12 protein-coding genes and 1 pseudogene are annotated in these 12,854 nt (G+C 67.5%); 8 read left to right on the plus strand and 5 right to left on the minus strand.

The window, feature by feature from the left end:
- Positions 1-135 precede the first annotated feature (135 nt).
- The 7 genes and pseudogenes from BGN97_RS04615 to BGN97_RS04645 all read left to right on the plus strand — a co-directional run bounded on the left by BGN97_RS04615 (position 136) and on the right by BGN97_RS04645 (position 6,203).
- The gene (locus tag BGN97_RS04615; protein ID WP_292698441.1) at positions 136-453 is read left to right on the plus strand and encodes a hypothetical protein; all 318 of its coding nucleotides are present in this window, start codon (positions 136-138) and stop codon (positions 451-453) included.
- Positions 454-532: 79 nt separating this feature from the next.
- Positions 533-1,801, plus strand: a complete 1,269-nt coding sequence (locus BGN97_RS04620) for an ABC transporter ATP-binding protein (protein WP_292698442.1) — start codon at positions 533-535, stop codon at positions 1,799-1,801.
- The gene (locus BGN97_RS04625) at positions 1,798-2,580 is read left to right on the plus strand and encodes a hypothetical protein (RefSeq protein WP_292698443.1); all 783 of its coding nucleotides are present in this window, start codon (positions 1,798-1,800) and stop codon (positions 2,578-2,580) included. The genes BGN97_RS04620 and BGN97_RS04625 overlap by 4 nt, the downstream gene beginning before the upstream one ends.
- Complete coding sequence (locus BGN97_RS04630; RefSeq protein WP_292698444.1) at positions 2,580-3,800, plus strand: Dyp-type peroxidase; 1,221 nt, start codon at positions 2,580-2,582, stop codon at positions 3,798-3,800. The genes BGN97_RS04625 and BGN97_RS04630 overlap by 1 nt, the downstream gene beginning before the upstream one ends.
- A 107-nt stretch (positions 3,801-3,907) precedes the next feature.
- Positions 3,908-4,381 (plus strand): hypothetical protein, encoded by a 474-nt coding sequence (locus BGN97_RS04635; protein WP_292698445.1) that lies wholly within the window; start codon positions 3,908-3,910, stop codon positions 4,379-4,381.
- A 14-nt stretch (positions 4,382-4,395) separates the two neighbouring features.
- A complete protein-coding gene (locus tag BGN97_RS04640) occupies positions 4,396-4,845 on the plus strand; it encodes a DUF2269 family protein (RefSeq protein ID WP_292698446.1) in 450 nt (149 codons plus the stop codon).
- 109 nt (positions 4,846-4,954) lie between these two features.
- Positions 4,955-6,203: pseudogene (locus tag BGN97_RS04645) on the plus strand (IS256 family transposase).
- Between the two features lie 561 nt (positions 6,204-6,764).
- On the opposite strand, the gene BGN97_RS04650 reads toward BGN97_RS04645, so the two are convergent.
- Genes BGN97_RS04650 through BGN97_RS04665 form a run of 4 tightly spaced genes read right to left on the minus strand, consistent with a single transcriptional unit; the run spans position 6,765 to position 10,901 of the window.
- Positions 6,765-8,183: a substrate-binding protein gene (locus tag BGN97_RS04650; RefSeq protein WP_292698448.1), complete on the minus strand. Its 1,419-nt coding sequence runs from the start codon at positions 8,181-8,183 to the stop codon at positions 6,765-6,767.
- Positions 8,184-8,186: 3 nt separating this feature from the next.
- Entirely contained in the window at positions 8,187-8,495 is a 309-nt protein-coding gene (locus BGN97_RS04655; RefSeq protein WP_067200808.1) for a metalloregulator ArsR/SmtB family transcription factor, read from the minus strand.
- A gap of 13 nt (positions 8,496-8,508) precedes the next feature.
- Positions 8,509-9,534 carry an alpha/beta fold hydrolase gene (locus BGN97_RS04660; protein WP_292698449.1) on the minus strand — a complete coding sequence of 342 codons (1,026 nt, stop codon included), beginning with the start codon at positions 9,532-9,534 and terminating at the stop codon, positions 8,509-8,511.
- Positions 9,531-10,901, minus strand: a complete 1,371-nt coding sequence (locus BGN97_RS04665) for an amidase family protein (RefSeq protein WP_292698450.1) — start codon at positions 10,899-10,901, stop codon at positions 9,531-9,533. Before BGN97_RS04665 ends, BGN97_RS04660 begins: the two co-directional genes overlap by 4 nt.
- Positions 10,902-11,028: 127 nt before the next feature.
- On the opposite strand from BGN97_RS04665, the gene BGN97_RS04670 reads away from it, so the two are divergent.
- On the plus strand, positions 11,029-12,336 hold the full coding sequence (locus BGN97_RS04670) for a cytosine permease (RefSeq protein ID WP_067200818.1): 1,308 nt from the start codon (positions 11,029-11,031) through the stop codon (positions 12,334-12,336).
- 54 nt (positions 12,337-12,390) lie between these two features.
- Here the strand turns inward: BGN97_RS04670 and BGN97_RS04675 are convergent.
- Positions 12,391-12,854, minus strand: a 464-nt coding sequence (locus tag BGN97_RS04675) for an alpha/beta hydrolase (RefSeq protein WP_292698451.1), incomplete at its 5' end; no start/stop codon positions are given.

The raw sequence follows: 12,854 nt of genomic DNA on the forward strand, positions 1-12,854 counted from the left end.
ACGCTGTCGAGGAACTCTTCGAGTACGAGGGACGCGGCACCGCCTGGCGCGCCGTCGGCAAGGCCCCTGCCACGGTGCCCGAAGCCCCCACGCCGTGAGCATCCGGACCGGAGAACGAAAGGAACATCGAAGCGAATGAACCCTATCTGCGGCGACTGGCGACTCCAGATGAAAACTCCCATCGGGACCATCGAAGCCGACTACCACTTCGAAGAACACGACGGTGTGGTCACGGGGACAGCGAACGGCGCGGGCGAAGCCGTCGCCCTGACCGATCTTGTCACCGGAGACACCCCGGACGGTCAACACGCCGCCTGGCGGCAGCAGATCACCAGGCCCCTCCGACTCAATCTCGAATACGACGTCAGCATCACCGGAGACACCCTCACCGGAGAATCTCGCGCGGGACGCCTCCCACGCACCCGTGTCACCGGGCGAAGGATCACCGCATGAGGGCGTCCACCCACTTCATCGGCACGTCCACGCCCGCACCCGGATCGTCCGGGTCGAACGGGAGCGAGGTTGTTCGCGCATGAAGCTCAATCGTTCACCCGCAATGATTGTTCTGCGGGTCTTGTCCGCTCTGGAACTGATCTCGCTGGCCGTCATCCTCACCAACAGGTTCACTGTTCACCTTCCTGTCGTGACCTCGACGGGCGGCCCGCTGCACGGCCTCTTCTACGTGTCGACGATCCTGCTGGCGCTGTTCCTTCCGCTACCCCGCGCTTCGAAGTGGCTCGCGGCCGTCCCCGGTGTCGGCGGCGTACTCGCCCTCTGGCGGGCACACCGGCATACTCCGGCCCCGGCAGACGAGCCCCCGTCGGCGCTGGATGTCACGGATGACCAACGCAGACAGGCGATCGTCATCGCTGACCGTGTCACTGCAACACTGTCCAGCGACACGCGGATCGGCCCACTGAGTTTCGCCGTGCCGCGCGGGACGATCACCGGGCTGGTCGGACCGAACGGTGCGGGAAAGACCACGGCGCTGCGGCTCATGTGCGCACTGGTGGCACCGTCGAGCGGCAGCATCCTCACCGCAGACGACCCGTCCGGTGCCGCCGCACGGATGGGTGTGCTGATCGACTCCCCGGGACTGCTGCCCAGTCTCACCGCCAGGGACAACCTGCTCGTCCTTGCTCGCCTAGCCGGATGGCAACCTGCTGTCGCAGATCAGGCACTGGAACGTGTCGAGATGACCCCGGTGGCGCATCGCACGGTGGGAACCTTCTCGCTGGGCATGAAGCAGCGGATCGGTCTGGCGGCAGCTCTCCTGGCAGACCCGGACATCGTGATCCTCGACGAACCGACGAACGGTCTGGACCCTCGCGGGAAAGCAGACCTGCGCGTGTTCTTGCGGGAACTGTCTGCCGAAGGCAAGACGATCATCCTCGCAACCCACGCACTCGACGAGGTCGAGGAACTCTGCGATCACCTCATCGCGATGGATCGCGGACGCGTGATCTTCCAGGGCACTCCGGCTCAGATGCGTCGGATGATCCCGGAGACCATCCTGTGCCGTGCAGCCGGTCCATCTGAGCGTGACGCAGCGGCAGCGGCCTTCGTCAACGCGGGATACGCGGTTGCGCTTGACCGGGACGCCATACGAGTCACCGCCGATACCGGCCACGGTGCTGTCCTCAATCGCCTCGCGCAGAAGGCCGGGACAACGCTCACGGAGATCACCGCAGAACGGCCCACGCTGGAGCAGGCGTTCCTGCACCTGACATCCACACGCGCCACCTCTGACGCCCATGACCGTGCAGGAAACGAAGAAGAGGATCTGGAGGTGCCGGCGTGATCGGTGCGTTCTCGTCCGCGTGGACGATGCTCAAGCGTCCGACGATCGTGTGGCCTCTGCTGGCGGCGATCGTCGTGTTCTCCGCGATATCGATCGTGTTCACCTTCTCGACCGCAGCCGCACCCGGAGGATCGCGTTTCACGGATCCTCCCACCCTGCTCGCCGACCTCGCCGACCCCGACGCGCTGGTGCAGTTCGTCGGCAGGCCGGTCATGGTCACGGGCCTGGTCGTGCTCGCCGCGTCCATCCTGCACATCACCGGCCAGTACTCGTCCGGTCTTGTGCGGATGCAGTTCGTCGTGCAGCCGCGCCGTTCGACTTGGCTCCTGGGAAACTGGGCTGCTCTGGCAACTGCGGCGATCGCCTGCGCGCTCATCGGAGCGCTCACCGCTGTCGCCTCCGGCTACGTGTGCGCAGCGATCTGGGGAGTCGACACCGGCGAATGGTTGAGCGGGCTCGGCGGCGCAGCCGGCGCGACCGCGAACCTCGCACTCGGCATGGTCGCGTTCGCGCTGGCGGGCGCGACACTCGCGCTCTGGTTGCGTTCGTCGATCGCGGCGCTCACCGTTGCGCTGGTGTACGCGCTCTTCGAGAACATGATCAATGCCGCCGCACCATTCGGCCAGGGTCTCATGCCTGCGAGCGCATTCAGCACCGTCGCGACATCCGGCCTCAACGGGAACCTCTACTTCCCGTCGCTGATTGCCACGATCGTGCTGACCTTCGCGTTCACCGCGGGCGCATTCGGGCTGGTCGTGAACCGGAACGTGACCGACTGATGGCCGAGCACCACACCAGCCGTCGCGCGTTCCTCATCGGAGGCGCCGCCAGCCTCGGAGCCGCAGCCGCAGGCGTGGCCGCCGGAACACTGCTGACCACCGCCGTTAGCCCGGAGACCGTGTCGGATGCGGAACCCGAAACGCAGACCACGGTTCCCTTCTACGGCATCCACCAGCCTGGCATCGCCGAACCACCGCCTGCTCAGGCAGCGTTCCTCGGATTCGACCTCGCGCCAGGAACTAGCCGCACTGCTGTCGCCGAAGTCATGAAGAAATGGACGACGCTTTCAGCCGCGCTCGCAATGGGCGACACCTCGGCCGATGAATCGCTCGTCTCGGTGGGAACCGCACCTGGCCGGTTCACCATGACCGTCGGGATCAGCGGCCCTGGACTGGATGCGCTCGGCGCTGACCGCCCCGCACAGCTTGTCGATCATCCCGTCTTTCCCGGCGACCAGATCGACGGACGCATGTCGTTCGGGCACATGTTCGTGCAGTTATGCTCAGCGGACCGCGTCTACCTCGCCGGCGCGGTTCGCGCGGTGCGACAGTCGGCAGCGGCCGCGTTGACGCCGCGATGGCAGTTCAACGGTTTCCGTAACGCGGATGCCGACGGCACGTCGCGGAACGGCCGCAACCTCATGGGCCAGATCGACGGCACCAACAACATCGCCGCCAGCCGGGCCACCGAAGGCGGGGCTGTCTGGGTGAAAGACGCCGGACCCCGATGGCTGGTCGGGGGAAGCTATGTCGCGATCCGCCGCTTCCGCATGCTCCTGGCCGCCTGGGAAGACACGCCACGCGATACGCAGGACCGTACGATCGGCAGGCATCTGGACACCGGCGCACCGATCGGTTCCCGTCATGAGCAGGATCCGGTCGACCTGGATGCGACAGACGCCTCCGGGGCTCCCCTGATTCCGCTCGACGCGCACATCCGGCTGGCCGCACCCCGCCGCGGCGCTGGCGAGGAGATACTGCGACGGTCATACACCTACTCCACCGGCCAGTTCGACAGCGCGATGGGCGATGAGGATGCCGGACTGATCTTCGTGTCCTATCAGTCCGACCCCACCACCAGTTTCATCCCTGTGCAGCAGCGTCTCGCAGACAGCGACGCGCTGAACCGGTTCGTGATCGCCACGTCGAGCTCACTGTTCGCAGTCTTCCCCGGCGTCCAGGACTCCGACGACTGGTACGGACGAGAGCTGCTGTCGTGACACGCTCGGCACCAACCAGCGCACCAGCGGAACCCCCCGCACGGTCCTGCCGCGTCACCAGACCCGGACAGGCGAGGACCACACCGACCATAAGGACACACCAAGGGATGAGATCTCTGACAACCCGCTTCTCCGCGGCCGCTGCCGCCATCGTTCTCGTGCTGACCGGCAGCGGATGCACGAGCGCACCCTCCGAACACGACGAGTTACGCGCATCCGCCATCACGATCGCCAAGTTGCCAGGGCTCGGTGACGTTCTCGTCGACGGTGAAGGCTTCGTCCTGTACGTCTTCGAACCGGACGCCGCCCAGACGGTGACCTGCACCTTCACGTGCGCCAACAGATGGCCCCCGCTACGCGCGATCGACGGCGGTACCCCAACCGCGGGAGACGGTATCGACGCCTCGCTCATCAGCACACTGCCAAACCCCGCCGGTGGTGAAGTCATCACCTACAACGGTTGGCCGCTCTACGGCTACACAGCCGACACGAACCCCGGAGATGCGCGCGGACAGGACACCTACCTCAACGGAGGCGTGTGGTACGTCATGCAACCCGACGGCCAGCCCCTGATCCCATAACCCCACAACAAGCCATGGCCTACTTCTTGCTCATCGTGCACATCGCCACCGCGATCGTCTTCATCGGCGCACTCACGATCTCCGTCAGCCTCTTCCCTCGGTACGCCGCACCGGCCTCTGACGTCAACGACAAGTCCCACGACACACACCCCGTCGCGCTCGCAATGCACCGGATCACAAAGGTGTACGGACGCCTCGCGATCATCCCGCCCGCCGTCGGCATCACCCTCGCAGTAGTCCTCGGAAGGCTGGACGAACTATGGATCATCCTCTCCGTTGCCCTCTCCCTCATCGGCGGAGCCCTGCTGACCTGGGTCATCATCCCCGCACAGCGACGGATGCTGGCGGATCCACGACACGAACCGAGCACCCGCCGCCGCGCCGGCGCAGCAGCAGGAATCCTCAACTCGATTTGGTTCGCCATCCTCATCCTCATGATCCTGAAACCCGGGGCAGGCGGATGACGGAACGCGGGCTCCGCTGGGATGTAAGAAAAACGGTGTGTGAGGGTCCGGCCTGATCCGTAAGGAGATGGCCGTGGCTGACACGACCGACGTCGTCGCTGATGACGAGATGGTTGATCCGGTGACCGGGGAGATCGTCGACCAGAAGGAACTTGCAGAGCGGTTGCTGACGCAGGCGAAAGAACAGGGCGTGAGCCTGGCAGGGCCCGGTGGCCTGCTCAGCCAGCTCACGAAGAACGTCCTCGAAACGGCTTTGAATGCCGAGTTGACCGAGCACCTCGGTCACGAGCACGGTGGGACCCCGATCGGCGAGAACATGCGCAACGGGACCCGGACGAAGACCGTGCTCACCGAGATCGGCCCGGTCGAGATCGAGGTGCCTCGTGATCGTGACGGGTCATTCGAGCCGCTGATCGTCCCGAAACGGAAGCGCCGCATCGACGGGATCGACCAGATCGTGCTGTCGCTGACCGCCCGTGGGTTGACGACCGGGGAGATCGCCTCGCACTTCGACGAGGTCTATGGGGCGAAGGTCTCGAAAGACACGATCAGCCGGATCACCGAGAAGGTCGCCGGGGAGCTCACCGAGTGGTCCTCGCGCCCGTTGGATCCGCTCTATCCGGTGATCTTCGTCGACGCGATCGTCGTGAAAGTCCGTGACGGGCAGGTCCGCAACACCCCGTTCTATGTCGTGATGGGCGTCACGACGAACGGGGAGCGGGAGATCCTCGGCATCTGGGCCGGCGACGGCGGTGAGGGAGCACGGATCTGGCTGCAGGTGTTCACCGAGCTGAAGAACCGGGGCGGCGACGACGTCCTCATCGCCGTCTGCGACGGGCTGCAAGGTCTCCCTGCGGCGATCAACACGACGTGGGAGCAGACGGTCGTGCAGCGTGTATCGTCCACCTGATCCGCAAAGCTTCCGCTCTGCAGGACGGCAGCACCGCGACGCGATCGTCCGTTCACTGAAGCCGGTCTATACGGCCCCGTCCGAGCAGGCGGCGAAGGACCGGTTCGAGGAGTTCGCCGCCTCGTGGGGCGGACGATATCCGGCGATCGTGCAACTGTGGCGGAACTCTTGGGCGGAGTTCGTGCCGTTCCTCGAATACGACGTCGAGATCAGGCGGGTGATCTGCACGACCAACGCGATCGAGTCGATCAACGCCCGCTACCGCAGGGCCGCCCGGGCGCGCGGGCACTTCCCGAACGAGCAAGCCGCGCTGATGTGCTTGTATCTGGTGACGAGGTCGCTTGACCCGACCGGCGGCGGGCGGGCACGCTGGGTGATGAGGTGGAAGCCCGCGTTGAACGCGTTCGCGATCACCTTCGCCGGACAGTTCGAGAGAACCACTCACTAATGAAAACGCCGGACCCCACACAACATTCATCAGACAGACCCGCGAGCCGCTGTGCAGGGGTGCGCTTTCTTGCGGAACGGCCTGCGTCGAACACACTTGCGCCATATACGGCGCCATAGCACCTCGGACAGAAACGTGAGACTCCCCCGTGATCTTCTCCTTATCTGAACCGTGCACCACCTCGACTGTCTCGTGGTCAGGCGCAATCGCAGGATCTTCATGCAGGAACGACGCAGAGGAACTTCGCGAAGGAGTCTGTCGATGCCACCAATCTGCTCATCGAGGTGAGGTTCGCCGAGAGGAACTTCGAGCCAACGGAGGGACTTCAATTACAAGGCGGCAAGGTGGATCCAAGCGCCTTCGCTCGCGGGTCACGATGGACTTCCGCCGGCCCGCATCGCGCCTCGAACTCACACCAACGAGGCCGGTCTCCAACGAAATGCGGACTGAGCGCCATACGCTGGCACGATGAGCCCACGTCAGGAAGAGCATCCCCGACACCTCGGAAACAGGCGGTGACGACGTGTCGTCCCCCGTGTGGACGAGCGCCGCGCGGTCCAGCTACGCGACGGGGCGGATGCCGTGGGAGGTGACCTCCGCCAGAGATGCGGCGGCGAAGCGTCCCGTGGCTCGGCGCCGTGCCGTCTCGGTTCCGACCCCGCCGGCGCGGATCCGGCGTCCGATCATCGACGGGTCGAGGGTACGTGCTGCGGCAGCGGCCTGGGCGTAGAGTCGGATTCCGTTGTAGGCGTTGACCGCGAGGCTCGTCAGCGGCGCCGACGTGAGACCGAAACGGCGGCGGTAGCGGATGCCGAGGTCGCTGCCCAGCCCGATCACTCCGGCGTGGTCGTTGCTGACGAGGATGCCCGCCGCGACGCCCGTGCCCAGATGGTCGAGCTGCGCCTGGTCGAAGTTCGTGGCCAGGGTGCGGAACGAGCTGCGAAGACCTTGGGCATGGAAGGTGCGCTCGAATCGGATGGCATCCTCGCCGATGAACGAGGAGAGGATGAGATCCCCGTCGCCGGCGCCGATGTCGTCCAGGATCCGATCGAATCCCGACGATCCGATTGGTGCGAATGCCGTGCCGCTGATGCGTCCGCCGTGCTGCGTGATCAGCCTCCGTGCGACCGCGGAGACGGTCCGCGGCCACACGTAGTCGTTGCCGACGAGGTACCAGTTCGACGCGCCCGCGGCGGTCATGGTCTCCGGGATGGCCCGCCGCAGCTGCTCGAGCGGCGATTCGCCGAGGTCGATGAAGTTCCGTCGCGGACCGGTGCGGCGCTCCGCCATCGCGGTGTTGAGGACGAGCCTGCCTGTCGCCACCGCATAGGGACGCACGGTCTGCATCGCGGCGGAGGAGATGCTGGCGATCACCACGTCGCAGGCGTGCTCCTCCACCAGGCGCCGGTAGGCCGACAGTGCGCGTTCCGGGCTCGTGCGGTCGTCCTCGACAAAAAGTCGGGCGGTGCGGCGACCGAACGCGCCGTCCGCGTTCACGTCCTCGATTGCCAGCGCGGCACCGTTGACGATGCTCCGGCCCATCAGCCCCGCCGCGCCCGAGAGCGAGACGAGGAGGCCTATGCGGACGTCGATGTGGGCGATTCCGGAAGAACGCAGCGCCCCCGACGAACCGCGGTCGGCGAGCCACTCGACGCCGGCCTGCTCGACCGTGACGAGCACGCTCAAGCGTGTGCCGGACTCTTCGGGGTGAAGGACCAGCTTCACGCGTCCCACCCACGGCGTCTCCTGAGCGATCGTGAGGGAGCGGTTCTCTTCGAGCCCGACGATGCGACCGGCGCAGCGCACCGCCGAGCCGTCGGGCTGCGGGATGTCGAACATGACCGGCGCGCCGCGCTCCACGCGACCGCACTCGCGGAGCATCGGCCATCCGCTCGCCGCCCCCGTGCGTAGCGCCGACCACAGCTCGGCAGGACTGCGGGGCGAGGAGCTCCCCACGACGAACGACAACTCCTCGGCCATCGCTCACTCGCCGGTCTGGTTGTTTCGGACGAAGGCCTCAACGCCGTCGGCGTAGACCTTCATCAAGAACTGGATGATCTCGTCGGCCCGGTTGGGGCCGAGACGATACATGCGCCGCTGGCCGCGGCGCTCTTCGGCGACGAGATCCGAGTCCCGCAGCACCCGCAGATGCGCCGACACGGCCGCGCGCGTCATACCGGGGAAGAGCTCCGCGATCTCGCCGACCGAGATCTCATCGCGCTCCCGCAGAGTCGTGAGGATCGCGCGTCGCGTCGGATCCGCGACCGCGGTGAACACCTGGTTCTGCCCCATTCGGCTTGCTCCTTCAGGACGTCGGGTCGAGGTCGACACTATCGCGGCCGAGCAGCTCCCGCAGCGCGCGGTCGATGAAAGCATTGTCCGGCGGGTTCAGACCCACTCCCGCGGAGTGCCCCCACGTCCCCGGAATCACCTCGAACGTCGCGCCCGGGATGCGCTCGGCGTCTCGTGCGCCCTGCTCGGGAGTGAAGTACATGTCCAGCGCCGCCGAGACGATCGCGGTGCGTGCGGTGATCCCGGCGAGCGCCGCGTCCGTGCTGCTGCCGGCCGTCGTCCCGACATCGCCCTCGCGCCACGTCCGGATCATCGTGATCAGGTTCCACGGGTCCTGCGCGAGCAGCATCTCCTCCCAGAAGCCGCGCACGAAGTCCTCCCGCGTGTCGAAGCCGAGGGTGCGGTATTCCTGGCCCTCGTAGAAGGCGCCGCTGAAGCCCCAGCCGGCATACACGCGTGCGGCGGCTCGCAACCCAGCGGTCGGGATGCCGTCGGCGAGCATCGGGTCGGTGCGGATCGCGGCCTCCACGCTGTCGAGGAACACGGCGTTGAGCTCCGACGTCCGCGCCGAGCCGCAAAACGCGAAGACGCGCTCGACCTCCCGCGGAAAGGCGACCGCCCAGTGCAGCGCCTGCGCAGCCCCCATCGACCAGCCGACGACCGCGTGCAGCTGCGCCACCCCGAAGACCTCGCGGATGAGACGGCGCTGCGCGCGGACCTGGTCGCCGTACCCCACCGTCGGGAAGTCGGCGCCGCGCTGCCCGGCCGCGGCGTTGCTGGGCGAGGTCGAGACGCCGTTGCCCAGCAGATTCGGGACGACGATGCAGTAGCGCCGGGGATCCAGCGGCCGGCCGGGCCCGATGAGCCAGCGGTTCTCCGCATGCGTGCCCATGAAGAAGGTCGGGAACAGGATCACATTCGACCCGTCGGCCGCAGGCTCGCCGTGCACCTCGTAAACGAGTGCGGCGTCCGAGAGACGTCGACCGGTGTCGAGGGCGAGATCCCCGAGCGGATGCGTGCGGACGACCGAGCCGCTCACGATGCGGCCTCCGGCATCCGCCTGGACCCGCCGGCGCGCAAGACCCGTTCGATCTCCACCGCGGTAGCCAGCACATCTCTGTCGCTGCCGGGGAGCGACTCGATCGTGAGCCCGACCGGGGGGCGATCGGGATCCCGCTCGGCGGGAACAGTGATCATCGGATGCCCGAGCATGCTCGCTGTCTCGGTGTTGCGTGTGATCGTCTCGAACAGGGGCGACTCGTGGCCGTCGACCACAGCGCGATCTGCGCCGAGTTCCACGGCGACCACCGGGGTGGACGGGTAGACGAGCGCATCCACCCCGGCGGCGAGGACGCGATGCTTCACGATCGCGCGCAGATCGCGGCGCAGTCGGAGGGCTGCGCGATAGCGGCGCTCACCCACCGGTGCGGCGACGAAACCCGCCAACGCCGCACGAACGTCCGGTGAGCGCACCTCTCCGACGAGTTCCGCCACGGAACGGATGCTGAGGTCCGACGCCTGCAGGAGCGCGTCGAGCGCGCGGGGCGCCTCGTAGCCGACGAGGTCGTGGCGGTGCTCCAGCGCGCGGGCCTGCACATCGCTCAGGTCGATCTCGACCAGCTCGAATCCGTGGGATGCGAGCTCGTCGAGCGCGTGCATCGCGGCGCCGCGCACCGCGTCGTCGATCTGGTCCCAATAGGCGCCCTGAGGAACGCCCAGCCGCGTGCCCGCCGACCCGGCCGTCGTGTCTCCGCTGATCAGCCCGTCGATGAACTGGACGTCGCCGACGTTATGTGCCATGACACCGATCGTGTCGCGGCTCTGTGAGATCATCAAGACTCCGTCTCCCGCGTAGCGTCCGTGGGTGGGACGCATCCCGACCACACCGCAGAACGAGGCCGGTATCGTCATCGATCCGCCGGTGTCGGTTCCGAGGGAGAAGGCCGCGGAACCGGCGGCGATCGCAGCCGCCGAGCCGCCGCTGGAGCCGCCCGCCGACCTTCCCGGATGCCGCGGGTCGCTCACGGCACCGTAGCCGGCATTGTCGGATGTGACACCGAGAGCGAGTTCGTGCATGTTGGCCTTGCCGACGACGGTCGCCCCGGCGGCGGCGAGCGTGCGCACGACCGAGGCGGTCGGCGAGAGCAGCAGGTCGTCCAGCGCGAGACTTCCTGCCGTCGTGGGTGCTCCCGCGACGACGATGTTGTCCTTCACCGCGAACGGCACCCCCGCAAGGACGCCGGAGGACGATGCGGAGGGCTCCATCACCCGGACGTAGGCCCCACACGAAGCCGCCGCCTGCGCCGCCCGCGATCGCATCTCCCGGAGATTCGCCGCGCCGTCGCGCGCGTGGGAAGCGCGCCAGGCGGCGATGTCATCGGGGACGGCTGAGTCGGTCGGATGCATGAACGCTATTCTTGCACAAATGGGTAAAGATGTGTTTACTCATGATCACAAATCGACGACGATCCGGTCGTCAGGGGGCGCACTGCCGCCGACCTGCCCGGCATTCACACACCCGAACGGAGCCGCCATGACCGACATCCACACGCATCCTCCGCGTCTGGACGACCAGTACGAACACACTCCCGTGCCTCCCGAGCACCGCAAGAGCACGCTGGCGATCGGGGCGGCCTGGGCCGGCATGCCCATGGTCCTCACGGCGACGGTGATCGGAGGGCAGCTCGCCTACTTTCTCGGCTTCGCGCAAGGGCTCCTCGCTCTGGTGATCGGCGCCGCGGTGCTGGCGGTCTACGTCGGCATCCTGAGTTACACGGCCGGGCACACGGGTCGCAACTTCGGGCAGTTCTCGCGGTCGGTGTTCGGCCGCGTCGGCGCTCTGGTGCCGGCTCTCCTGCTCTCGACGGTGATCGTGGGGTGGTACGCCTTCCAGACCGGGCTGACGGGGTCCCTGCTCTCCGCGATCACGGGGTGGAATGCGGGCATCCTCGCCATCGCGGCGGGGATCGTCTTCATCTTCATCACCTTCGTCGGTATCCGGGCGATCTCGTGGATCGGATACATCTCGGCCCCGCTGTTCATCGTCTTCGGCGTTGCGGCGCTGGTCATCGGCGGGACCGCCCAGGGGTGGCCCGACATCGCCGCGTACGCCGGCGCGTCCCGCACCGCCGCGGCGTGGCCCCTCGGGGTCGGAGTGACCGTCGTCATCGCGAGCCTGGTCGACGCCGGGACGATGACCGCCGACTTCACCCGGTTCTCGCGGACCGGTCGAGAGGCCGTCGCGGCAACTCTGGCGGCCTTCCCCGTCGGCCAGTTCGTCTCGGCGTTCATCGGGGTGCTCGTGGTCTCGGCCGGACTCGCGGTGGATCCGGCCGTCAACGGCGGCATGTTCATCGGCGTCCTCCTCGGCAGCCCCGTCTCCCAGGTAGTCGTCGCCGTCTTCGTGGTGCTCAACCTCGCCGCCGTCTGCGCCCATTGCCTCTACAACGGCGCGATGGGATGGAGCCACGCGACCGGCGCCCGGTTCCGCACGACCACGGTAGTGCTGGGGCTCATCGGTCTATTCGCCGCCGGGCTCGGAGTGTGGTCCTTGTTCAGCGACTGGCTCACGATCCTCGGCGTCATCGTGCCCCCGATCGGCGTGGTGATCATCGTGAGCGTCCTGGTTCGCGGCTACGGGTTCCTCGCTGCGGATGCCGCGCGTGTGCGCGTCGGAGCGTTCGTCGCGTGGGCCATCGGGTCCGCCGCGGCGCTGCTCACCCACCTGTTCGCCCCGGCGCTGAGCGACGCGGTCGTCGGGATCGTCGTCGCCGCTGTCGCCTCCCTGATCGCCGAGCGCCTCGCGTCCCCCGCGCGCAGCGCCGTCCGCACCGAGGCGTAGCGAGTGCCTGCCTGCCGAGACCGCCGCCCCCGGCAGGCGGGCACTGCCCCCGCGTCAGCGGGCCGGTTCGAAGGCCGCGATGGCGTCGGCCAGCGCCTCGGGCGCCTCGAACGGGATGAGGTGGCCGGTGACCGGGATGACCTGGAGTTCGGCGCGGTCGAGGAAGGGCATCAGGTTGTGCCGCAGCACGTCGACGGGCTCGACGGCGTCGCGCTCTCCGGCCACGACGAGCGCCGGCACGGTGATCGCGCGGGTCTGCTCGGCGACATCCTCGGCGATGCCGCGCAGCGGCCACTCCGTGCGGGCATCCTCGGCGCTCGCGAGGGAGTCCGTCACGATCCGATCCGCCAGCCGCTGCGGAAGCGGCGTCGCCGTCAGGACGTGGTCGCGGACACCGGCGATGGACTCCGCTGTGTCGTACGCGTGCGAGAGCACCTGCTGGTACTCGGGCGTGATCTTCTCGTGCGGCTTCGCCGGTCCCGATCCAACGAGCACGATGCCGCGCAGACCGGCGGGCT

This window comes from Microbacterium sp. 69-10 (assembly GCF_001897945.1).
In the GTDB taxonomy this organism is placed as follows: domain Bacteria; phylum Actinomycetota; class Actinomycetes; order Actinomycetales; family Microbacteriaceae; genus Microbacterium.